The 21,123-nt window shown below is 44.7% G+C and carries 22 protein-coding genes; 8 read left to right on the top strand and 14 right to left on the bottom strand.

Features of this window, described 5'->3' with window-relative positions; all coding sequences use genetic code 11:
- Positions 1 to 77: 77 nt before the first annotated feature.
- From AB4138_RS07135 to AB4138_RS07120, 4 genes are all read right to left on the bottom strand, one after another.
- A complete protein-coding gene (locus AB4138_RS07135; protein WP_004740378.1) occupies positions 78 to 872 on the bottom strand; it encodes a DeoR/GlpR family transcriptional regulator in 795 nt (264 codons plus the stop codon).
- A gap of 260 nt (positions 873 to 1,132) precedes the next feature.
- Positions 1,133 to 2,653 carry a glycerol kinase GlpK gene (glpK, locus tag AB4138_RS07130; RefSeq protein WP_017060940.1) on the bottom strand — a complete coding sequence of 507 codons (1,521 nt, stop codon included), beginning with the start codon at positions 2,651 to 2,653 and terminating at the stop codon, positions 1,133 to 1,135.
- 59 nt (positions 2,654 to 2,712) lie between these two features.
- A complete protein-coding gene (locus AB4138_RS07125; protein ID WP_019827050.1) occupies positions 2,713 to 3,567 on the bottom strand; it encodes an MIP/aquaporin family protein in 855 nt (284 codons plus the stop codon).
- 448 nt (positions 3,568 to 4,015) lie between these two features.
- On the bottom strand, positions 4,016 to 4,447 hold the full coding sequence (locus AB4138_RS07120) for a PACE efflux transporter (RefSeq protein WP_017066100.1): 432 nt from the start codon (positions 4,445 to 4,447) through the stop codon (positions 4,016 to 4,018).
- Between the two features lie 130 nt (positions 4,448 to 4,577).
- Between AB4138_RS07120 and AB4138_RS07115 the strand changes: the two genes are divergently transcribed.
- The gene (locus tag AB4138_RS07115) at positions 4,578 to 5,468 is read left to right on the top strand and encodes a LysR family transcriptional regulator (protein ID WP_017066099.1); all 891 of its coding nucleotides are present in this window, start codon (positions 4,578 to 4,580) and stop codon (positions 5,466 to 5,468) included.
- 89 nt (positions 5,469 to 5,557) lie between these two features.
- Here AB4138_RS07115 and arsB read toward each other — a convergent pair whose 3' ends face one another.
- The 5 genes from arsB to AB4138_RS07090 all read right to left on the bottom strand — a co-directional run bounded on the left by arsB (position 5,558) and on the right by AB4138_RS07090 (position 9,518).
- The gene (gene arsB / locus AB4138_RS07110) at positions 5,558 to 6,613 is read right to left on the bottom strand and encodes an ACR3 family arsenite efflux transporter (RefSeq protein ID WP_017065681.1); all 1,056 of its coding nucleotides are present in this window, start codon (positions 6,611 to 6,613) and stop codon (positions 5,558 to 5,560) included.
- Positions 6,614 to 6,722: 109 nt separating this feature from the next.
- Positions 6,723 to 7,064, bottom strand: coding sequence for a helix-turn-helix transcriptional regulator (locus AB4138_RS07105; RefSeq protein ID WP_017064015.1), 342 nt, complete (start codon positions 7,062 to 7,064; stop codon positions 6,723 to 6,725).
- 192 nt (positions 7,065 to 7,256) lie between these two features.
- Complete coding sequence (locus tag AB4138_RS07100) at positions 7,257 to 7,664, bottom strand: glycine zipper family protein (RefSeq protein WP_029235181.1); 408 nt, start codon at positions 7,662 to 7,664, stop codon at positions 7,257 to 7,259.
- 31 nt (positions 7,665 to 7,695) lie between these two features.
- The gene (locus tag AB4138_RS07095; RefSeq protein ID WP_065583761.1) at positions 7,696 to 8,358 is read right to left on the bottom strand and encodes an START domain-containing protein; all 663 of its coding nucleotides are present in this window, start codon (positions 8,356 to 8,358) and stop codon (positions 7,696 to 7,698) included.
- On the bottom strand, positions 8,355 to 9,518 hold the full coding sequence (locus tag AB4138_RS07090; RefSeq protein ID WP_017064013.1) for a glycosyltransferase family 2 protein: 1,164 nt from the start codon (positions 9,516 to 9,518) through the stop codon (positions 8,355 to 8,357). Before AB4138_RS07090 ends, AB4138_RS07095 begins: the two co-directional genes overlap by 4 nt.
- A gap of 262 nt (positions 9,519 to 9,780) precedes the next feature.
- On the opposite strand from AB4138_RS07090, the gene AB4138_RS07085 reads away from it, so the two are divergent.
- From AB4138_RS07085 to AB4138_RS07075, 3 genes are all read left to right on the top strand, one after another.
- Positions 9,781 to 10,578, top strand: a complete 798-nt coding sequence (locus AB4138_RS07085; RefSeq protein WP_017069716.1) for a Cof-type HAD-IIB family hydrolase — start codon at positions 9,781 to 9,783, stop codon at positions 10,576 to 10,578.
- Positions 10,579 to 10,758: 180 nt separating this feature from the next.
- Positions 10,759 to 11,406 (top strand): DsbA family oxidoreductase, encoded by a 648-nt coding sequence (locus AB4138_RS07080; RefSeq protein WP_372305449.1) that lies wholly within the window; start codon positions 10,759 to 10,761, stop codon positions 11,404 to 11,406.
- Between the two features lie 34 nt (positions 11,407 to 11,440).
- Positions 11,441 to 12,649 carry a winged helix-turn-helix domain-containing protein gene (locus AB4138_RS07075; RefSeq protein ID WP_372305446.1) on the top strand — a complete coding sequence of 403 codons (1,209 nt, stop codon included), beginning with the start codon at positions 11,441 to 11,443 and terminating at the stop codon, positions 12,647 to 12,649.
- Between the two features lie 28 nt (positions 12,650 to 12,677).
- Here AB4138_RS07075 and AB4138_RS07070 read toward each other — a convergent pair whose 3' ends face one another.
- Entirely contained in the window at positions 12,678 to 13,535 is an 858-nt protein-coding gene (locus AB4138_RS07070; RefSeq protein WP_017069718.1) for a LysR substrate-binding domain-containing protein, read from the bottom strand.
- A 106-nt stretch (positions 13,536 to 13,641) separates the two neighbouring features.
- On the opposite strand from AB4138_RS07070, the gene AB4138_RS07065 reads away from it, so the two are divergent.
- The 4 genes from AB4138_RS07065 to AB4138_RS07050 all read left to right on the top strand — a co-directional run bounded on the left by AB4138_RS07065 (position 13,642) and on the right by AB4138_RS07050 (position 18,144).
- Positions 13,642 to 13,965, top strand: coding sequence for a putative quinol monooxygenase (locus tag AB4138_RS07065; RefSeq protein ID WP_229648088.1), 324 nt, complete (start codon positions 13,642 to 13,644; stop codon positions 13,963 to 13,965).
- Between the two features lie 3 nt (positions 13,966 to 13,968).
- Positions 13,969 to 14,943, top strand: a complete 975-nt coding sequence (locus tag AB4138_RS07060; protein WP_372305444.1) for a Gfo/Idh/MocA family protein — start codon at positions 13,969 to 13,971, stop codon at positions 14,941 to 14,943.
- Positions 14,944 to 15,142: 199 nt separating this feature from the next.
- Positions 15,143 to 15,481, top strand: a complete 339-nt coding sequence (locus AB4138_RS07055; RefSeq protein ID WP_017060926.1) for a hypothetical protein — start codon at positions 15,143 to 15,145, stop codon at positions 15,479 to 15,481.
- Positions 15,482 to 15,912: 431 nt separating this feature from the next.
- On the top strand, positions 15,913 to 18,144 hold the full coding sequence (locus tag AB4138_RS07050; RefSeq protein WP_372305441.1) for a hypothetical protein: 2,232 nt from the start codon (positions 15,913 to 15,915) through the stop codon (positions 18,142 to 18,144).
- A 43-nt stretch (positions 18,145 to 18,187) separates the two neighbouring features.
- Here AB4138_RS07050 and AB4138_RS07045 read toward each other — a convergent pair whose 3' ends face one another.
- From AB4138_RS07045 to ulaR, 4 genes are all read right to left on the bottom strand, one after another.
- On the bottom strand, positions 18,188 to 18,649 hold the full coding sequence (locus AB4138_RS07045) for a hypothetical protein (protein ID WP_017060924.1): 462 nt from the start codon (positions 18,647 to 18,649) through the stop codon (positions 18,188 to 18,190).
- Between the two features lie 204 nt (positions 18,650 to 18,853).
- Positions 18,854 to 19,096 (bottom strand): hypothetical protein, encoded by a 243-nt coding sequence (locus tag AB4138_RS07040; protein ID WP_017064006.1) that lies wholly within the window; start codon positions 19,094 to 19,096, stop codon positions 18,854 to 18,856.
- 68 nt (positions 19,097 to 19,164) lie between these two features.
- The gene (gene ulaG, locus AB4138_RS07035) at positions 19,165 to 20,232 is read right to left on the bottom strand and encodes an L-ascorbate 6-phosphate lactonase (RefSeq protein ID WP_017060922.1); all 1,068 of its coding nucleotides are present in this window, start codon (positions 20,230 to 20,232) and stop codon (positions 19,165 to 19,167) included.
- A gap of 120 nt (positions 20,233 to 20,352) precedes the next feature.
- Positions 20,353 to 21,108: an HTH-type transcriptional regulator UlaR gene (ulaR, locus tag AB4138_RS07030; protein WP_017064005.1), complete on the bottom strand. Its 756-nt coding sequence runs from the start codon at positions 21,106 to 21,108 to the stop codon at positions 20,353 to 20,355.
- Positions 21,109 to 21,123: the final 15 nt, after the last annotated feature.

Here is a 21,123-nt window from a genome sequence, read left to right as displayed (position 1 = left end):
AACAAAAAAGCCCATTATCGATAAAGTGATCTATCAATAATGGGCTCTTTTAATGAACATGATTTCTGAGCGTTTTTTTATTCGTCCGACGCTAGTGGTTGAGACGCGGTCTCGATCACTTCCAATGGGATCGATGAATCCTTGAGGATGTTCAGGATCTCTTCCGGTGGCTGCTTATTAGTAAACACCATGTGGGCCTGAGAGATATTGCCGAGCTTAACCATCGCGTTACGACCAAACTTACTGTGGTCGACTGCCAGGAAGATGCTGCGGCTGTTTTCGATGATAGCTTGCTTCACTCGAACTTCATGGTAGTCAAAATCAAGCAGTGAGCCGTCAAAGTCGATGCCGCTGATCCCTAGAATGCCGAAATCGAGGCGGAACTGCTTCACGAAATCGAGTGTTGCTTCACCCACGATACCGCCATCACGGTTTCTCACTTCGCCACCTGCCAAGATAACCTTTATCTCTGGGTTTGGTAGCAGGATACTGGCAACGTTGATGTTGTTAGTCACGACTCTGAGTTGTTTGTGGTTTTTGTTCAGCGCGCGTGCCACGGATTCTGGTGTGGTGCCGATATCAACGAACAAGGTTGCACCATCTGGAATGTGTTTAACCAGCTCGTCGGCAATCACATCTTTTTCATTGAAGTTAAGCGCTTTACGCGTGTTGTAAGAGGTGTTTTCTGAGCTAAGAGGAATGGTTGCACCACCGTGATAACGACGGATTTTGTTGCTATCAGCCAGCTCATTGAGGTCTCGTCTGATGGTTTGTGGGCTAACATCGAACTTCTCTACGAGCTCTTCGGTGCTCACATATCCTTGTGTTTTTACCAGGTCTACAATCTGCTGGTGTCTTGGTATCTGCTTCACTTAACTTACCACTCCCTGCACGCTATGGGCTCTAGCGCGTCACAATCGAAAATATTAACTCGCGCTATTGTGCTCGAATTGATGAGGAGAGAGAAGTAATGATAGTAAGGAATTATGTCCAAACCGCAAAAACGTTGATCAAAACATGAAAAATTGGCTCCAAACGCAAAAAAGAGCACAAAATAGTGCTCTTTTTAGTTTCGTTTACTGAGGAACGAACAATTCAATCGATAAGAGAGTGATTATTCGAACGCTCGATTTTACTCTTCGTCGTCATCGTGCAGTTCAGACCAAACTTGTGCACACTTGATAGCACGCTTCCAACCTTTGTAACGGCGGTTACGCTTTTCTTCATCGTGGTGTGGCAAGAACGTACGGTCTAGTACTGCTTTGTCTTGAAGCTCATCGATGCTGTCCCAGAAACCAACTGCTAGACCAGCAAGGTATGCTGCACCCAGAGCCGTTACTTCAGTTACTTCAGGACGGTGAACCTCAGTATCAAGCACGTCTGATTGGAATTGCATTAGGAAGTTGTTCGCTACTGCGCCGCCATCAACACGTAGGTTTGCTAGCTTGATGCCAGAGTCCGCTTGCATCGCGTCTAGTACGTCACGCGTTTGGTAAGCAATACCTTCCAAGGTTGCACGGATGATGTGGTTAGAGTTAACACCACGAGTCAGGCCAACAATCGTACCGCGAGCGTAAGCATCCCAGTATGGTGCGCCTAAACCAGTAAATGCAGGGACTACGTAAACGCCGTTTGAAGAATCTACTTTGGTTGCGAAGTACTCAGAGTCTTCTGCGCCAGCCAGTAGTTTCATTTCATCACGTAGCCATTGGATTGATGCGCCGCCCATGAATACTGCACCTTCCAGTGCGTATGCAGGTTCGCCTTTAGGGCCACATGCCAGTGTGGTTAGAAGGCCGTTTTTCGATGTGACTTTCTCTTGGCCTGTGTTCATTAGAAGGAAACAACCAGTACCATAAGTGTTCTTAGCTTGGCCTGCTTCTACACACATTTGACCGTAAAGTGCAGCTTGTTGGTCACCCGCAATACCCGCGATTGGAATACGAGTACCGCCTTTACCACCAAGGTTCGTTTGACCGTAAACTTCAGAAGAACGCTTCACTTCTGGCATCATTGATGACGGGATCCCCATTTCATCAAGTAGCTTTTGATCCCAGCATAGGTCGTTGATGTTGAACAACATAGTACGTGACGCGTTAGTGTAATCCGTAACGTGAACACGTCCTTGAGTCATCTTCCAAACCAACCAAGTATCAACCGTACCGAACAGTAGTTTGCCAGCTTCAGCGTCTTCGCGAGCGCCTTCAACGTTGTCTAGAATCCATTTTACTTTGGTACCTGAGAAATACGGGTCAAGGACTAAGCCAGTATTGTCACGTACGTAGTCTTCTAGGCCACGCGCTTTAAGGTCTTCACAGATGTCTGCTGTACGGCGACACTGCCATACGATGGCGTTATAAACCGGCTTACCTGTCTCTTTGTTCCAAACAATGGTGGTTTCACGTTGGTTAGTGATACCAATGCCCGCTAGCTCATCGCTGCGGATGCCTGCTTTAGCCAGCGCTTCAACCAATGTAGAGCTTTGCGTTGCCCAGATTTCCATTGGATCATGCTCAACCCAACCCGCTTTCGGGTAGATTTGAGTAAATTCACGTTGAGAAGAACTAACGATGTTTGCATCGTGGTCGAGGATTACAGCGCGAGAGCTTGTGGTGCCTTGGTCTAGGGCAACAATGTATTTTTGCTCGGTCATGGTAAGAATCCTTTTTCTTTTGTTATTTATATTTTAGTAAATGTAGGGGCGCTTAGTGATTAAGCTTGAGCTTGTTCAGCTTCTTGTTCTGTTTCACATTGGTTTGGAATTGTGCAGCCTTGGCCTTCAACTGGTAGGTAAGCACCGATAACACGTGGGTACAACCAACCACCAAAACACGCACCAGCAATTGGAGCAAGAATTGGAACGATGAAGTAAGGAATATCACGAGCACCGCTTAGTGCGAAATCCCAACCTGCAAAGTAAGCAAAAAGTTTTGGTCCGAAGTCACGAGCAGGGTTCATTGCAAAGCCAGTCAGTGGACCTAAAGAACCACCGATAACCGCGATAAGAATACCGATCAGTAGAGGGTTCATTGCGCCGCGAGATGCGCCATTGTTCTCATCACCTAACGCTAAAATGGCAAACATCAACACTGCAGTAATCACGAATTCCACAGCAAAAGCGCCGAAGAAAGAAAGTGAAGCATGTGGGTAAGTCGAGAAGATACCAGCAGTTGATAGTGCGTCTTGGCTGCTACGAACGAAGTTATGTGCGATTTCGTAGTCAGTAAATAGGTTGCTGTACAGGCTGTAAACCAATGCTGCAGAGCAGAAAGCGCCAAGCAGTTGCGAAATGATGTAAGGCACCACTTTTGCTTTATCAAAGCCATGGAACATGGCCAGTGCAATCGTTACGGCTGGGTTGATGTGTGCGCCTGAAACGCCGGCAGTACAGTAAATTGCAATCGCAACACCGAAGCCCCAGATGATGCTGATTTCCCATTGTCCGAATGTCGCACCAGTTAATACCAGAGCGGCCACACAGCCAACGCCAAAGAATATGAGTAATCCTGTACCGATAAATTCAGCCAAGCATTGCCCAAATAAAGAAGGGTGTTTGTTTGTTGTCATGTTCGAGTCCTTTTTAGTTTTGCTTATCTAGCACGTGCATTGTGCATATATTTGCGAACTCGAAAATAAACGAACATCAAAAGTGAGCGTTTGAGCATAAAATTGTTAATTAAAGTCACTTGAAATGTTAATCCGAACACTTTTGCTCGAAAAAGATGCTCGCATGAACGTCATTGCTCGAATTGATAAGTTGCGAAGCCGCTCAAACTACCTATATGTAAATGAATGCGCAACTGGTACGAGGAGTTTATGTTTGGATTTGTGATGCTACTTCGTGAGTGGCGGATTATTAGACTTAATTAGGGAGGGCTGTGTGATGTTTTTGCTATGTAACAAGGGAGTTAACAAATGAGCTTATATGCATAAATGAATAAACTGCCAACTATGTTGTAGTTTGGCAGTTTTCATTTGGGTGTATGTTCTTGTTATACGAGACGAACTTACCGCTCTAAACCAGAGCTGCCACTTTTCCTTTCGCAACCAATTGATATCGAACCGAGTCATACGCCCAGTTGAACGCAATCGCGTAAAGTACGAAGAAAATAACTAGGCCGATGTCCATGATCAGTACGGTTAGGAAGTCGAGTTGTAGAACCCACATCAAGACAGGTAGCGTCACTGTCATTAAGCCAAGCTCAAAACCTAATCCGTGCAGGATACGTGTTTTCGTGGTTCTTTTGCTTCGGTCTGCTCCGTAAATTTTGTCGTAGCCATAGTTGTAAACGTAGTTCCAAGCCATCGCTATCAATGATATTGCGAGCGCTAAGCCTGCCATTTCACCTGCGCCGTTTCCTGTAATATAGGTTGCAAGCCCTGCCATCAAAACCAAAGCAACCAATTCAAATAGCACCATGTGCAACATGCGTTCTTTATGTGACATTTTTCTAACTCTCTTTACGATTAAATAGCCGCCGATGGGCTAATGACTTGGCTAAATAATATCTACTTAAGTGATAATATAAAGATAGTTAGCATCACATATAGTGATAGTAAGTTTTGGGAGACACCGAATGTACAACATTGAACAACTGAAAATGTTTGTGTATGCCGTTGAATTAGGGTCATTTTCTGCCAGTGCTCGTCATTTGGGGAAGGTGCAGTCGGCGGTGAGCCAAGGCATCAGTAATCTTGAAATAGATTTTAATGTTGAGCTTTTTGATCGTTCGACTCGAAAGCCTTCACTAACCAAAGCGGGCGAGCAGTTATTTAAACAGGTGAAAGCGATCGTGCTTCAGGTTGAAGATCTGAATGTGACGGTTAGTGCGATGGGCAGTGGTGAAGAGGGGCTCATCAAAATTGCATTAGATGATTCACTATTGGTCCCGAATCTATCTAAGATCCTTAGTCAGTTCAGTCAACAATTCCCTGCGACTGAAGTGGAACTGGTTGCGTGTACCACGACAGAGGTCAATCCGTTAATTATCGAAGAGAGGGCCGACATTGGATTAATGTTTACTAACTTGGCTTTTGATGTCGGTTCTGAGCCTTGCTTTATCGGTCACTTACCGTTTATTGCTGTGTGTCATCCAAGTCATGCGCTCGCAAAAACAGGTGTGGCGAAACTCTCTGACTTACTCCCGCATCGTCAGTTAATGTTGAGGGGAGACAAAGGTAAGGTGATGGATCAGTTTCCGCTGATTGCCGGAAAGGTATGGTGGTCAAACAGCTTTATCGTCATTAAAGAGATGATTCTTGGTAGCGATATCGGTTGGGCATACTTACCGAAACACCTTGTTGAAGAAGAGCTTATTAAACAGCGCTTGGTAGAGGTGAATGTGTCATTTGACCATAAAACTTGGTCGCCTCCGGTTGATCTTGTTCTGTCTAAAACACGCTCAAAAGGTCCTGCATTACTTTGGCTTGAACAAGCATTGAAAGGCCTATTAGACGAAACTGAATAAAGAAAAGGCTCACCGTTTAACGTGTGAGCCTTTCTGTTCAAAGTGATGCTGCTTTTTGTTAGTTCTAGTTCTAGGTGTAGACGTAGATGCTATACGCTAGGTTTAACCGTCTGACCGTTGTAGTACTTGTCTTTCATCTTAAGCGCCACGTTCACAAGGTAAATCAGCACAGGGACTTCAATCAGTGGACCGATAACGCCTGCAAACGCTTGGTCTGAGTTGATACCGAATACTGAGATAGCCACGGCAATCGCTAGCTCGAAGTTGTTACCTGTTGCTGTAAATGCAATTGATGCGTTCTTGTCGTACTCGATGCCCATCTTTTTACCGATGAAGAAACTGATGAAGAACATCGCAGTGAAGTAGATAGTCAGTGGAACCGCAATTAATAGAACGTCCATTGGCAGTTCAACAATCATTTCACCTTTCAGGCTGAACATCAGAACGATAGTCGCCAGTAGTGCAATCAGTGTGATTGGAGAGATGCGTGGAATAAATACGTCGTTGTACCACTGCTCGCCTTTCATCGACACAAGGATCTTACGGCTTAGGAAGCCCGCTAGGAATGGGATACCTAGGTAGATAAGTACACTGTGTGCAATGTCGATCATCGAGATATCAACCAACATGCCTTCGTAACCAAATACTGGTGGAAGAACGCTGATGAACAACCACGCCATAAAGCTGTAGCTCACCACTTGGAATGCACTGTTTAGAGCAACCAATGCCGCGCCGTACTCTTTGTTACCGCCGCCGATGTCGTTCCAAACCAGAACCATCGCCACACAACGAGCAAGACCAATCAGAATCACCCCAACCATGTAACCTGGGTGGTCTCCCAAGAAAGTTAGTGCCAATACAAACATCAGAATTGGACCAACGATCCAGTTCATGATCAAAGAGAGCTTAATGGCTTTCTTATCTTTTACCACAGTGCCTAGCAGGTTGTAGTTAACCTTAGCCAGAGGTGGGTACATCATTAAGATAAGGCCAATCGCAAGCGGAATGTTAGTGGTGCCAACAGACATTGAATCGTTCCACTGTTCGATCTGTGGGAATAGGGTGCCGAGTAGTACACCAAGGCCCATGGCAATAAAAATCCACAGTGTTAAGTAGCGATCTAGAAAACCTAACTTTGGTTTCATGATAATCTCTCTTAGTTGATATCGTAAATCGTCGAAAAACGATTGGTTGTGGCAAAAAAACACGCTTAAAAGTAAAGGCTATCAAAGCCGATCATTCAAGCGTGAACTTCTATTTTAAAATGCTGTTAAATATCGATTCGAAGCGTTGAATATTGTCGCGGTCGATGCGGTAACACATCTTCGGCGGAATCGACTCAGCCGTAATAAAACCTGAGGCTTTTAATATTCTTAAGTGCTCTGATACCGTTGATTGAGCTAAACCCAATTCACTCACCAGATCACTGTTCAAGCAGCCGCCCGATTTTTCTAACGTGGAAAGGATACTCAATATACGTATTCTTGCTGGGTGAGCGAGTGCTTTCGCCAGTGCGGCCATTTGCTTTTCTGCTTTAGCATCACCGTGTTCGATGGGCAGAGAACAGCCACCAGATGTCGAGCAAGTTGAGTTCATATTGACGTCTCACTTTCATTAATCGTTAAAAGACGATTAATGATAAGCCTATTTTAAATAGGGGTCAATGCTCACTGTCTATTTGAACGAACTTTAAGGTGGCGATTCAGGGACTATGGTTGAACTCTGCTTTGACTCAGCTACGCAAAATGGCGTGAACATCGATTAAACGCCATTTTGCTCGGTTATCCGCTAGTTAAGAACGGTATAGCCTCGGTTGATCATACAGTTACGATTCACTTGAAACTTCTGCTGCTCAGATAGCTCGGCGGATTGTCTTTTTTGAGCACCGTGCTTTAAAGCGCCGCTGATAATACCGATGCCAGCACCAATTTTTGCACCATCATGACCACTCCCGCCAGAGACGGCTCCACCAACCGCACCCAGCGCTGCACCCTTAGCGGTTGAACCGACAATATCGCTGCCAAGAGAATCGACCTCTTCAGGCTTCACTTGTTGAGCGTATTGCTCACATTCATACAGATCGGCGTGATACTGTGTTTCATCAACACCTTTAGTATCGACAATGATTTGATTAGCAAATACTGAACTTGATGCTACAAGCAATATCGCTGCGATTGGAGAGAATGGAAATTTCACAATATAGACCTCTAGAGTATTCATTGCATTGTTAAAGTGACGTGTAGTTCTCGATGAAATCAAGGCGCCGATCGGTGTACTCACCAGAATCCAACATCTTAGATAACCCGCGAAGCGTGTTGTAAGGCTGAGAAACGGCCACCATGTTAATGAGCCAATACGGAATATCGCCACCTGGATCACTCAATACTCGATAAGAGATATGGGTGGTGTTTTCGTCGATTGGTGTCAGGATCCAACTCGCCTCTAATTCAGCCACTCTGATGATTTTTTTATTATTGTTTGGCAGGTAATCAGGCCTACCATGCTGATCAATGGTGACAACCATCGTCTCTGGATCTTGAGTGATGACGTTCTCTACGATAGCTTCACGATCGGCAACTGGCCAAGGTGCCTTGGTATAGGTTTTGGTGATCGTGTGCGCCGCACTAAAATGCTCTATTTCTTCCATGTCATCGATGTTTTCTACCCATTGCGTGCCAACAGAGGTATCGATAAAGAGTGCGATAATAGAAGTGAGGGACGCGTTGATGTCGCCTTCTGCTCGAAATTCTTTAAAGTGACTGCCTTCAATTTTACGGTTATAAACCTCGATGCCTTTTTTATCGCGTGCCAGTGACCAGCCATCGGTGTCTGATGCAAACACCGAAACTGAACAAGCAAGAAGAAGCAAAGTAATAATCTTATTCATCATGTTAATGAGCGCCCTTTCCAGCTGATTTTATTGGTTTTAGATAAGCGGTAACTGTTCAGCACGAGTAGGCTTTGAACACAAATACCGAAGGGTACGGTTAACGCAAATTTTGCGGGAACAAACAGTTCCTTAACCAAAATGAAGTAGGTGACGATCGACACCAAGAGCATCACAGAGCTGACAATGAGCGAATAAGCATGAATGGCAGACATGTCACTGATGAAGGCGTTCGCCGATACCAGCATCAAAAGCGGTCCCGCCCATGCGATGATGTTGGCTTTGATGAAGACTTTTAAAGCTTGTGCTTGCGATTGACAATTCACAATAAGATTCATGTTTTTGGAAAAGCCAGCCCAGATTGAGTTGAAGTCTGAATACATGTGCGTACTCATTAGTTTGTCTGCAAATGCCCAGAAAATCTTAAATCCATTGACCTTCATGACTTTTGCAAAGGCGATGTCTTCCGATATCGCGTTTGCTACTGCGGCGTGTCCACCGACTGCGTCGTAGGATTTTCGGGTAAACAACATCGCCTGACCGTTAGCAATCGCTTCTTCCTTAGTCATGTCGTTCGAGTTTTTAAAGTTCATATAAGATGCGATCGATAGAAAGATGCCCGGCAAGGTCGCTTTTTCTGCCACAGACGCAAAAGTTTGTTTTGGATTAAACGATAAGAGATCAGTTTTTTGTTGGATAGCAAAGTCGATAACGCTCTGTAGCATCGCGGGTGCTGAATCGGTATCTGCATCAATGAAATACACATATTCACCGCTCGCGTTGAGTGCGCCAGCCATACATGCATTGCTCTTACCAAGCCATCCGGTCGGTAACGTTCTACCTGAAATACAGCGCGCGTTAACGTCGAACTTACTGATCAATGCTTCTACTTTTGCACGGGTTGAGTCAGTAGAAAAGTCATCAACAACAATGACTTCAAACTTGTCTTTTGGGTAGCTCTGCTTCAATAGAGAGCCAAGGCTGATTTCAATATTGTCTTCTTCATTTCGCGCAGGAATAATGACGGAAACAGTCGGCCACTCAGTTCTTTTGAACGATATTTTAGGTTCAATGTGAATACGATGGCGCTCTAAGTTCGCAAGTGTGATTAGAAACTTGACGGTAACGATGCAAAGCAAGGTCGTAATAATAGCTAAAATCATAATGACTGTGGTCGGAATAAAGTGATGGAGAGACAGGAAAGAATATAGTGGAGTGTGATCTAACGCACATCTTGTATGTAGGACTTAACCCTTCAAACTGGAATGCGCTTCTGTTAGCGTTTGCCTTGGAAAGATGTGAAACAGTGACTGACAGGCGGTAAAATAAGCATTGTATTCACCAGCGACTCTAGCGATATAATCGAACCCAGAACCGTTACTCAAGATAACGAATGATCATAATCCAATAATAGGTACGCCCGACATGCCCCAACAAAACATCAAATTTATCGCGACTGATATGGATGGCACCTTACTCGATGAGCATGGAAAGCTCGACCCAGAGTTTTTCAATCTTTATGAGCGCTTAGAAGCGCAAGATATTATTTTTGCTGCCGCGTCTGGCCGCCAGTATTACAGCTTGCTAGAAACATTTTCCCCGCTTAAAGATCGCATGATGTTTATTGCTGAAAACGGCACATTAGTGATGCACAAAGGCCAAGAACTTTACAGCTGCTTGCTTGATACCGATGCCATTAAAGAGATCATTAAAGAAGCTCGAGCTATTGAAGGCGCGCATGTGGTGCTATGCGGTAAGAAATCGGCATACATCGAAACCAAAGATGAGCGTGCTCTGGCGGAGATCTCTAAGTACTACCATCGCCGTGAGCAAGTAGAAGACTTACTGGCGGTAGAAGACGATTTCATCAAGGTGGCTATCTGTCACTTCGACGGTTCACAAGAGAAAGTGAACCCAACTATTGATGCCAAATTCGGTGAGAACTACCAAGTGGTTGTAAGCGCAAAAATTTGGTTAGATGTGATGAACGCTGAAGCGTCAAAAGGTGCGGCGATTAAACATCTACAGAACACATTAGGTTTCACTTACGAGCAGACCATGAGCTTTGGTGATTACCTAAATGACTTGGAAATGCTTAAAGAGAGCTACCACTCTTACGCGATGGAAAACGCGCATCCAAAGTTAAAAGAGATCGCGCGTTTTGGCGCGCCAAGTAACGTTGACGCGGGTGTGTTCCAAGTACTTGAGAAGTTGCTAGCGTAACGCTCTTAAGCTAGATTCGATTTTTATCAAAGCCAACTCGTGAAAATGAGTTGGCTTTTTTGTTGGCTGCTGTTGTATTGAGTTAAATTTGAACGAGTGTTCAGCTTGTTGTAGTCTAACCAGAAAGATGGGTATTCACTTTGAATTGGATACGCCTTAGTAACGATATTTGGAATGATTATGAGCAAGAAACTTCAACTTGATATTATTTCTGACGTAATGTGCCCGTGGTGCGTAGTCGGTTACAAAAACTTAGAGCTAGCCGTTGCGGAACTTGGTTTAGAAGACCAGATTGAACTTGAATGGCAGCCGTTTGAGCTTAACCCTGACATGCCGCAAGAGGGCGAAAACCTGCGTGCCCATATCATGAGAAAATACGGTTCTAGCGCAGAAGAGAGCCAACGTTCACGAGAACAGCTTTCGGCTCGCGGCCAAGCGGTTGGTTTCGATTTCAATTTCTATGACAGTATGAGAATGGTCAATTCACGTCATCTACATGTACTTCTCGATTTTGCACTAGCGCACGGCAAACAGACTGAGTTAAAGCTACGCTTCTTTGCTGCTCACTTCACAGAGCAAAAAGACCTGTCCGATCTTGAAGTCATTGCACAAGAGCTTGAAGCGGTTGGCTTAGACTCAACGAAGGCACTGAAGCGTCTAAAGAACACCGACAACTTGAAGCAAATTGAAGCGCAAGAGTTTGAATGGCAACGCATGGGGATCTCTGCGGTTCCTACTGTGGTGTTCAACCGTAAGAGTGCAGTAACGGGCGCGCAGACGATAGAAACCTACAAGCAGATTCTTCAAGAGCTTATTGCTGAATCATAAACGGATCATTGCTATCAATTAGAGTCTGAATTTCATGGAATCACTGTCACTCGCTCAAGCGCAAAAACTGGTATTGCTTTCGCAAAAGCTGCCGCCTAAGAAGTTGCCACCTAAAAAGCAACGCAATGGGGGCGCTTTGGCGAACACGTTGTCTGCGATTGAAAACCTTGGCTATGTGCAAATTGATACCATCTCTGTGATTCAGCGAGCTCACCACCACACGCTTTGGAATCGCAATCAAGATTACCAACTGAACCATCTTGATAAGCTGTTAGAGCGTCGAGAAGTATTTGAGTATTGGTCGCATGCCGCCGCGTATTTACCCATGCGTGACTTCCGATTCAGCCTACACCGCAAGAATGGCTTTGCGAGCGGTAAGCTCAAGCATTGGTATAAAAAGAATGACGCACTGATGGCTCATGTTCTCAAACGTATTGAGAATGAAGGGCCGTTGATGGCGAAAGATTTTGAAGGGGATAGGCCAAACCCCGGCGGTTGGGGCGGTAAACCGGCCAAGCAAGCATTAGAAACATTGTTCATGCAAGGCGACTTAATGGTGCCAAGCCGAGTTAACTTTCATAAGGTGTATGACCTAACCGAGCGAGTTTTACCGAGCGGAATTGATACCTCTGAGCCGACAGAACAAGAGTACATCGAGCATCTGATAACACGTTATTTAGAGGCTAACGGAGTTGGAATAGCGTCGGAAATGAGCTACCTACTCAAGAACACAAAGCCTTTGATTCAGATAGCACTCCAACAGATGCTTGAAGATAAGCAGGTTCTGAAAGTAGATATTCAAGGCTCTGATTACTATGTCCTGCCAGGTGCTTTTGAACTGCTGAATCAACCTCTTTCCAGAACCAAGCTTAAGATACTGTCTCCGTTTGATAACCTGCTGATTCAACGAAAGCGAATGCAATCATTGTTCAACTTTGATTACCTCCTAGAATGCTATGTTCCAGAGGCCAAGCGTCAGTTTGGTTATTTTAGCTTACCGATTCTGTGGCAAGGTGAGCTGGTGGCACGAATGGATTGCAAGGTCGACAGGAAGAGTGGTTTGCTCAATATCCGTAACTTGGTTGTGGAAGAGCGAATTAAAAACCATGAGTTGTTGGTTCATGCTTTATGCGATGAACTAAAACACTTCATGGTGTTCAACCAATGTGATGAGATGATCGTCCATAACACCACGCCCTCTGATCTTGGCAAGCGCTTGATGAGCCAATGGCAAACAGTCTAGCGGTCTTTGTTGTTTAGAAAGCGCTTAGTTACTCAGCAAACGCAGCTAACAAGAACTCGACAAAGGTTCTGTTCTTCAACGACAGTTGCTTGGTTTTGTAGAGCAAGTGAATCGGCTTTGGTAACGGCGCCATGCCGGGTAGGATTTCCAACAGCGCTCCACGATCAATCTCTTCTGCGACTAAGATAGTCGGTTGCAACAACACGCCCACACCCTGCAGGGCGGCATACCGCAACACATCACCATTATTCGACATCAAGCGCACACGTTCTTTATTCGGTGTGGCGTGAGGAGCTTGGCTGCTGTAACTGAATCCAAGCGATGGGTGCTGCGCCAAGTCTTCCAATACTCTGATTTCAGCATGTTGGTTTAGGTAAGCGGGCGCCGCGCAGTAACACATCTCATAATCCCCTAAATACCTTGCGACCAAGCTTGAATCGGATAGGTCACCAATTCGCACAATCAGGTCAATGTCAGATGAATAAGGATCAACAAGGTCATTATTCAACATCAGCTCAACGTTAATGGTTGGGTGATGCGCGAGAAACTTAGCTACGATAGGGGCGAGTACCTTGTTTCCATAGGTGACAGGGCAGTTTATTTTTACCGTGCCTTGTGGTTGATTTTCCAAGGTTTGAATCAGGTTCTCTGCATTGCTGATGTCTTCGAGAATTCGCTTACACTCACGATAGTAAAGTTGTCCTGAATCGGTTAACGATTGCTTACGCGTGGTGCGGTGGATCAGCTGAGACTTCAAACTGGCTTCTAAGGAATGGACATGTTTGCTTATCATGGTCGCCGACAGGTTGAAGTGGTTTGCGGCGCTGCGAAAGCTACCTTGTTCCACCACATAGACGAAGACTTTCATGCTGGTTAACTTATCCATTGAACACTCTTGGTTGATAAATAATAAACAAAAGGTGAGTTTATCAATTATTAGGGGTTAATTATATTAATGGCAAACCGATAATTAACTAAAATAAGAGTGTGCAATGCCTCAAACGAATGAAACTATCTTTGTTACTGCCGAACTTAAGATCAAAACCAACATAGAACGAGCAGCTGCGCTCGAAGCTATCGAACAGTTTTGTTTAGACATGCAAAGCGAACCGGGCTGCCTACAAGCAATTGCAACCTATGATCAAAGCCAAAGCGATCGTGTGATCTTGCTTGAGCAATACGTAAACCGCGAGGCGATCAATCAGCACTTTGTGATGCCTCATACCCAAGCGTTTATTGAGCGTGATATTACCGAGTTGGTTCAAGCATTCGAAACGCAACGTGGGCCTATCAAAGCACAAGAGCAGGAGATCTAAGACATGAAATGGGGAATCCTAGGAACCAGCTTTATCTCAGGCGTAATGGCGGATGCGATTAAAGGCGATGCTCAAAGTGAGCTGTATGCCGTTGCTGGTCGCACTGAAAAAACACTCAATGAGTTTGCTGCCCAATACCAGCCAACACGAACCTTCAACAACTATGAAGCCTTGATTGAAGATGAGTCGGTCGACATTATCTACATTGCTCTACCAAACCACGTTCATCATGAGTATGTGATTAAAGCGGCTCAAAAAGGCAAAGCGATCTTGTGTGAGAAGTCTTTGTCGGTAGATATGGAAAAAACCGAGCAAGCTTTACTAGCCGTGAAAGAAGCGGGCGTATTCTTTGCTGAAGGTTTGATGTATTTAAACCATCCACTTATCACCAAGCTTCATCAAGAACTGGCAACTGGTGAGATTGGCGAAGTGCATTCAATTCAAGGTTCCTACGTTGCGGCGATTGATCAGTTCGTGAATCCTGCGAGCAAAGGCGCGCTATACAACCTTGGCTGTTACCCAATGTCGCTGATTCACTCTGTTGCGCAGCAGCAATTTGGTGAGAGCGTGTTCGATGACGTGCAGATCTCAGCAATCGGTCGACGAGGCGAAGATGGCAATATCTGTGAATCGTCGGCGATGATGCATTTCAACGACCGTTTTACCGCACAAATCCACACTGCTGAAGACCACGGTTTAAAGCATGGTTTTACGATCCTAGGCAGCAAAGGCTGTATCACGCTAGATACTAATCCATGGCTACCGACGGCAGAAAACACGTTTACGGTAGAGATCTATGAAACATCGACACGTGAAGTAAAAGTCGAAGCGCAAGGCGATGGTTTCCATTATCAAGTGCGCAATATCCGCCAAGCGGTTGAGCAAGGTGATACACAACTTGCTGCGCCAATGGCAACCCACCAAGACTCTCGCGTAATCATGAAGTTATTAACTGATTGGGAACAAGCGGCGAGCTAATGTTTTAGTAAATTCTATACTCGTCTCATGTTTGATCGCCTCGTAAGCTATCAAACATGAGGCGTTTCCTCTATATCTTCCAGTCGACTCTCCCCAATAAATACTTTGCATTTGAAACCGCCACAGTGTCCAATATCAGGTAGTACGAAACTGACCGAAAAACCTTATTTTTTAAGGTGTTAAATAGGACCTTTGCCGCATGCGTAAATCAGATAAGAAAATCGAGAATCAAATCAGAGACGTGTTAACTGACGTTTGTGAAGACACGCTGAAAGGCTTCGATGGTTTTTTGTGGGTGACTCACTCGGTCAACTTTTCCTCTTTTCCGCAAAGTTTGAAAATTGTCTGTGTATTCGATACCAATCAGGATAGAACGAACTTCTTAAGTGGCGAAGGTCAACAGAGTGTCTCAGGGGCTATTCAACAAGCGTTCAATCAAGTTGGAATTCAACTGAAGAATATCGATAAGCATGTTAGCTACGATACGCAAGAAAATTGCGATCGCGACCATCAAGGGAAGTGGAACAAGAGGCTTTAAGGAGCGTTGTCATCGTTCTTGTTTAGACAGCCTATCCAAATTGAGTTTCAATAGTGTGGCGCTCAAACTGAGATTCGATACAGCAAATCCAAGTCCTATTCTGAGTTCTAGGCTCTGATAACTTCTCATCTTCCAAACCGTATTATTCTCATTTTGAGAAAATCTGAGCTGATTTCTCGTTAGCCGGAGATACTTGGTTTCCAAATAAAATTAAAATCACAAAAACTTATATTTTCCTTAATGCATTGATTTTGAATCGGCATTTGCTCGTTTTACTTGCCACCGATGAAACAAGACAGACGAGCACTTGAACAATAGAGCCATGTAGTCGATACTTTTTTCGTATTTTGATTCCTAAATTGACACGTAAGTTGGCTGACTTTTCGTTTTGTGATTTAAGGCATGACAGTATCGATTAGGAAATTTGAATCATGAAAACCTACATTTCTGGGCTGCTCGCACTCATACCGTCATGTTTAATCGCTGGTTACGCTTTTGCTGTTGGTACAGCGGTTGTGCTGCCAGGGCAACATGAAGTTGGTGTTGATCTTTTGGGCTCCCCACTATCTACGAATGCCGTCATTGATTGGGAAATTTCCAACAGTGATATTGTGTTCGGAGCTTATGCCGACAAAGCCGACAATGAGCGGGCCACGACAATTGGTTATATGTACAACCAAGTCATGGCGATGAACTCGGGTTGGTTGGAGAACGATCTCCGTAACCAAGCTGAGTTAGAAGGCCTCAATTTCGAAGACTATTTCCTGCACTTTTCTGAAGATACTGTCATTGCCGAAGTTGATAAAACTCATGGCGAAAAGACCCTTTTAAACCGAAAACCTATGATCTTGGGTTATACAGCCAGTGAAGACCATGCTGGTTTTTGGTTGTATCAAGAGCCTCCGTGGGATGCCGATGTGTTTGAGAATTTCGAACAGGGTGGGGCTTTGTATGTCTATCATGCTGAACAGTTCGAACGGCTGACCTTTAAGTTCTCACAGTTTGCTGGCAGCGGTGAATTTTGGATTGAATACCCAACTGCTATTGATTCTCAGGGTAGGGTTTCACAATGGGAAAGGCTTGATGTAAAGAAAGACAAAACGCTCAATATGACCAAAAACCAATCGGTGATCTGGAACCTTCCGGATAACTGGTTAAGAGCTACAACTCATGATGGGAGCGGTGCGAGTTATGGCGGCGGCCAGTATTTTGGTTCAACCTTTTTGAGAGATGGTGGGCGCTTATACGTTGTGAGAGTTCGTTGGCAAAGTGAGAATGCCGACGACAGGCCGCGTTTAAAAGAAGTAAAACTCAAAAACAGTTTTCCAACCGTCAAGTTAACCGATGCTCCGACTTCAACCCCGGACGGCAATGCTATCAGCCAATGGCGAAAAATCCGTGGTTTTGATGTGTCTGCAGACCTAGATGGTGATAACTACTTGTCGCCAAGCGAGTATCGAAATCGAACCAATAAGAACGCGACAGCACGTTTTCGTTGGGAATCAAGAGTGGTGCCATTTGGTCGAATGTGGAGCGCTAACTCATCTTGGTCGCTAACGAACGTCGCAAACGCGGATTATCTATCTGCTATTCATCGCTACTACAAGCAAAGCTGGGCAAGCCAAGGTTTGAATGGTGCGTACAACGACGACACAAATAAGCTTATTGGTTCGAATCAGTTCTATGTTCATTCTGGCGGGCATGTTCAAGAGTTAGGAGCTGTTGCGGGTTCGAATCAAGCGGATGATCTCTATAAACAACAATTTTCAGCGTTTCTGAAAAATCTATCTGCTTTAGAAAGTGATGCGTCGATTGGGTTGAATATCGGAACCGCGAACTTACTGGGTCGAAATGGACAGTCTCATCTTAGCGAGGCGGGATCTCTGTATTTACGCGAGCACTACATTTTTCCGTCTACTGGGTTTAGTGGTTACTCGGGGATCTCTAAATTCTGGGATAATTCTGCGCTCGCCTATAATGGACAAAGTGTTATTTTTCAGGCGACAACGCGTTATGGGCGAGTTCAGTACCTTGAAAATAGTGAAGAGAATTGGAAGCAAGACCAATACTCGACCCTAGCGATCTACCACCTCAATCGACACGCTCAACATAGCTACTTTAATCAGTGGAACAATGGTTACGTCTATGGAAGTGGCAATACGACGGCTGAGATTTTCTGGCAAAGTGGTGTCCCTAAAAACATCGCCTACCAACCAAGTTCGTTATTGGCTGTTGATTTGGGAGAGCCGAGTCATCAAATCCCACAAGGCTTTGCGCCGATTCCTTTGATGCTATCGACAACGACACCTCAGCCCGCTGACTACACCATCGTTGGCGATGCCTCGATGAACGAAATGGTGCATGCTGATCTGCCCAATGGCATGACTCACGTTCTACCGACGTTCACGTACTTTATGTATCAATCTGAAAATCAGGTGGTTGCTGGTGGCCCTGAGGACATGGTGTTAGCGAGAGAGTTCAGCAATGGTCGTGTGTTGTATCGCACGGATTTCCACGGTAAGAATCCGAGCTTTTATGACGCGGCAAAACTCACCATCGCGCTGGATGTTCCAATGAAACCTGTTGATGCCAACGGTAACGTTGGTGACTATGTGAGTGAAATCGAAATTGGCGGTTATGAAGGGCTGTTCTTACTTTATTAGAACCAATGTGAGTGAGTACTCTCGAACCAGAGCAGACTTGAGCTTAGGTTCGGGATATTAGCTTATTCTTTTTACACTGCTTAAACTCTTTGGCGATCCACGATTGCTCGTTTAAACCATTGTCGATTAAAGCAAAAAGGTAGCCATCGACTTTGCTTGAAGCCGCAGGATATTCTTGAAAAGCGTGCTTAGGGTAGCCGGGGTAATCTGTCTCGTATTGAGCGTCTAACTGCTTACCGAGTTGACGCCATTTTACAAATAACTCAGAAGAAGATGTCTCAACCTTATATTGGCCTAAAATGCGTTGGTGGTGGGTTAACGCCACTTTAGCGCAGTGATTGGTCTGTACGACTTTTTGTATCAACTCAACTTGTTCTTCACTCATGGTTTTCGCCAGTACATTCTCTTGTTCGATACGCGCCATTCGCTCACCAAACGTTTCAGCATGGATGGGAAACACAAAAGTAAGCGGTAAAGCCAATACCAAAAGACGCTTGTAGAACATAACCAAACTCGTTAGAAGGATTCGCGGCTATTATGCCGCCCGCCGCCAATATTATTAATGAATATAAACGCTTAATTGTAAGAATTATTTTTGTCGAGTAGATAAACAGATGATTTTGGAGTGGTGGTATTCAGGCTCTGAATGTTTGGTTATTTTACGAAGCGACACCGATAACAGAATCAACCCAATATCTAACCATCTTGATTATAAATGTTGGATATCAATCGAGTGGTAGGAAAAACCGATTGCTTTAGCGGCGTTCAACAAAGCTTGTTGAGTCTTGAATACCCTGGGTTGCATTTTTCTGTCGGATTCAAGAAAGCTGTTTACTCCCCACTTATGACTTTTGACCATTAAGTAATAACCATTAGCTCCAGGGGACACGACACCAATTGCTGCTTTCAGGTCGCCACGACTGAAATGTTTTTTGAACTCACGTAATACCATATCAACATCCTTATTCGATGATAAAAAAAGGGAGCGCATTGCTCCCTAGTTAGTGCTTTTCTTAATGTTTACAAGAATGCGCGGTATGGCAGTTCTGGGTCATTTGTGAAGATGTCTGCAAAGCCACGGAAGTGCTGGTAGTGCATGCGGCCTTTATCTGTTGGGTATGTGTATTTACCACCAACTTGCCAGAAGAAAGGTGCGAAGCCGTATTGAAGACGTTCTTTCTTCATGTTCCACAGCATTTCGATTTCACGCGGGTCATTTTGGAAGTTAGCCCAAATGTCGTGGTGGAACGGAACAACTACTTCACAGTTCAAAGACTCAGCAGCACGAAGAATGTCTGAAGATGTCATTTTGTCTGTTACGCCACGTGGGTTCTCACCGTAAGAAAGCAGTGCAACGTCGATCTTGTGGTCATTACCGTGTTTAGCATAGTAGTTTGAGTAGTGAGAATCACCAGAGTGGTAAACTGAACCGCCTGTTGTTTCTACTAGGTAGTTCACTGCACGGTCGTCCATTCCGTCTAGAATTTCTTTGTCTAGGGAAGATGTTCCTTCAGGAAGTGTCACTAGAGCTGTACGGTCGAATGCGTCAAGAACCTTGATGTTCACGTCTTTGATTTTGATCTCGTCGCCAACTTTAGCAATAACACACCGATCTTCTGGCACACCCCATTTCATCCATAAATCAACACACGCTTTAGGGCCAATGAATTTAACGTGGTCGCCGCAGTTTTGTAGAACTGCCGCTGCAACGTTGATATCAATGTGGTCGCCGTGGTCATGAGATGCCATAACTGCATCGATCTCTTTGATAGCGAAAGGGTCCAATGGGAAGATCGCGGTACGTAGGTTTGGTTGAAGTGCTTCCACACCGCCCATACGCATCATTTGGTGCTGGTTTTTCATTTTTTGAACGGCTTGTGTTTTTTTACCAGTACCACACCAGAAGTCCATTGATAGGTTTGCACCTTCTTCTGATTTTAGCCAAATACCTGTACAACCCAGCCACCACATAGAAAAGGTACCCGGTTGCACAACTGTTTGTTCAATCTCTTCATTTAACCATGTGCCCCACTCAGGGAATGTATTTAGGATCCAAGACTCGCGAGTGATTTCGTTTACATTGCTCATGATAATACCTTTTATTTCAATAATTTGATTAATTTTGGATGTAGGGAGCCGAGCGCCTTAATTTGGATTAAGGCACTGAGCTAAATTTATTATTATTGGTGGGCTAGTTAGCCCTGCGATTTAAACTAGGATGACTTGCGTCCCTTGAGCTTCAATCAGTTTTACGACTTCGGGATTGGCGTCTTTACCGGTGATGACGATGTCTATTTGCTTGGTGCTGCAAAAGAGCATTCCGGTACGTTGTCCAACTTTTGAGCTATCGACCACGACGACAAGCTTATCGACCTGTTCGAGCATTTGTTGTTCGGCTACGGCCGTTAACATGTCGGCTTTGTACAGCCCGGCATCGGTTAAGCCTTTACCTGAGGTGAACATCCAGTTTCCCGCATAGCCGCCTAATGAATTAGGGGCAGGGTTTAGAAAGATGTTCTGCGCTTTGTTGTATTGACCACCAATGATGATGACATCGTCATGATCTTCGTTGATCAAGTAGCTTGCGAGTGGAAAGTAGTTCGTTACGATTTGAACGTCATCGCCACATAATTGCTGACCGAGTAGGAAAGCCGTCGAACCACAGTTGATCACGACTGTATCGCCAGCCTGACAAAGCCCTGCAGCTGCTTGAGCAATCTCTGATTTCTCTTCATAGAACTCAGTGCTGTTGATATTCAGTGGTGACCACTTTCTCTTCTGAGTTTCTACTCGTTCCGCACCATTTCGAATTTTTCTAAGTCGGCCAACTTCATCTAACTTAGCGATATCGCGCCTAGCAGTAGCAGGAGAAACGCTAAATTTATCAATAATATGAGAGACGTTGATTGTCTGCATATCTTCTAACAGCGACAAGATGCCGTTATGTCTTTGTACTTCATTCATATTTATCACTCTTTT

Source organism: Vibrio sp. 10N.286.52.C3 (assembly GCF_041468865.1).
Lineage (GTDB): Bacteria > Pseudomonadota > Gammaproteobacteria > Enterobacterales > Vibrionaceae > Vibrio > Vibrio crassostreae_C.
Note: the sequence above shows the minus strand (reverse complement) of the source record. Positions and strands in the feature narration are given on the sequence as shown.

Coding starts and splice junctions, on each gene's coding strand:
- glpK (WP_017060940.1), bottom strand. CDS start 2,653: ATGACCGAGCAAAAATACATTGTTGCCCTAGACCAAGGCACCACAAGC.
- AB4138_RS07125 (WP_019827050.1), bottom strand. CDS start 3,567: ATGACAACAAACAAACACCCTTCTTTATTTGGGCAATGCTTGGCTGAA.
- AB4138_RS07120 (WP_017066100.1), bottom strand. CDS start 4,447: ATGTCACATAAAGAACGCATGTTGCACATGGTGCTATTTGAATTGGTT.
- AB4138_RS07115 (WP_017066099.1), top strand. CDS start 4,578: ATGTACAACATTGAACAACTGAAAATGTTTGTGTATGCCGTTGAATTA.
- arsB (WP_017065681.1), bottom strand. CDS start 6,613: ATGAAACCAAAGTTAGGTTTTCTAGATCGCTACTTAACACTGTGGATT.
- AB4138_RS07105 (WP_017064015.1), bottom strand. CDS start 7,064: ATGAACTCAACTTGCTCGACATCTGGTGGCTGTTCTCTGCCCATCGAA.
- AB4138_RS07095 (WP_065583761.1), bottom strand. CDS start 8,358: ATGATGAATAAGATTATTACTTTGCTTCTTCTTGCTTGTTCAGTTTCG.
- AB4138_RS07090 (WP_017064013.1), bottom strand. CDS start 9,518: ATGATTTTAGCTATTATTACGACCTTGCTTTGCATCGTTACCGTCAAG.
- AB4138_RS07085 (WP_017069716.1), top strand. CDS start 9,781: ATGCCCCAACAAAACATCAAATTTATCGCGACTGATATGGATGGCACC.
- AB4138_RS07080 (WP_372305449.1), top strand. CDS start 10,759: ATGAGCAAGAAACTTCAACTTGATATTATTTCTGACGTAATGTGCCCG.
- AB4138_RS07075 (WP_372305446.1), top strand. CDS start 11,441: ATGGAATCACTGTCACTCGCTCAAGCGCAAAAACTGGTATTGCTTTCG.
- AB4138_RS07070 (WP_017069718.1), bottom strand. CDS start 13,535: ATGGATAAGTTAACCAGCATGAAAGTCTTCGTCTATGTGGTGGAACAA.
- AB4138_RS07065 (WP_229648088.1), top strand. CDS start 13,642: ATGCCTCAAACGAATGAAACTATCTTTGTTACTGCCGAACTTAAGATC.
- AB4138_RS07060 (WP_372305444.1), top strand. CDS start 13,969: ATGAAATGGGGAATCCTAGGAACCAGCTTTATCTCAGGCGTAATGGCG.
- AB4138_RS07055 (WP_017060926.1), top strand. CDS start 15,143: ATGCGTAAATCAGATAAGAAAATCGAGAATCAAATCAGAGACGTGTTA.
- AB4138_RS07050 (WP_372305441.1), top strand. CDS start 15,913: ATGAAAACCTACATTTCTGGGCTGCTCGCACTCATACCGTCATGTTTA.
- AB4138_RS07045 (WP_017060924.1), bottom strand. CDS start 18,649: ATGTTCTACAAGCGTCTTTTGGTATTGGCTTTACCGCTTACTTTTGTG.
- AB4138_RS07040 (WP_017064006.1), bottom strand. CDS start 19,096: ATGGTATTACGTGAGTTCAAAAAACATTTCAGTCGTGGCGACCTGAAA.
- ulaG (WP_017060922.1), bottom strand. CDS start 20,232: ATGAGCAATGTAAACGAAATCACTCGCGAGTCTTGGATCCTAAATACA.
- ulaR (WP_017064005.1), bottom strand. CDS start 21,108: ATGAATGAAGTACAAAGACATAACGGCATCTTGTCGCTGTTAGAAGAT.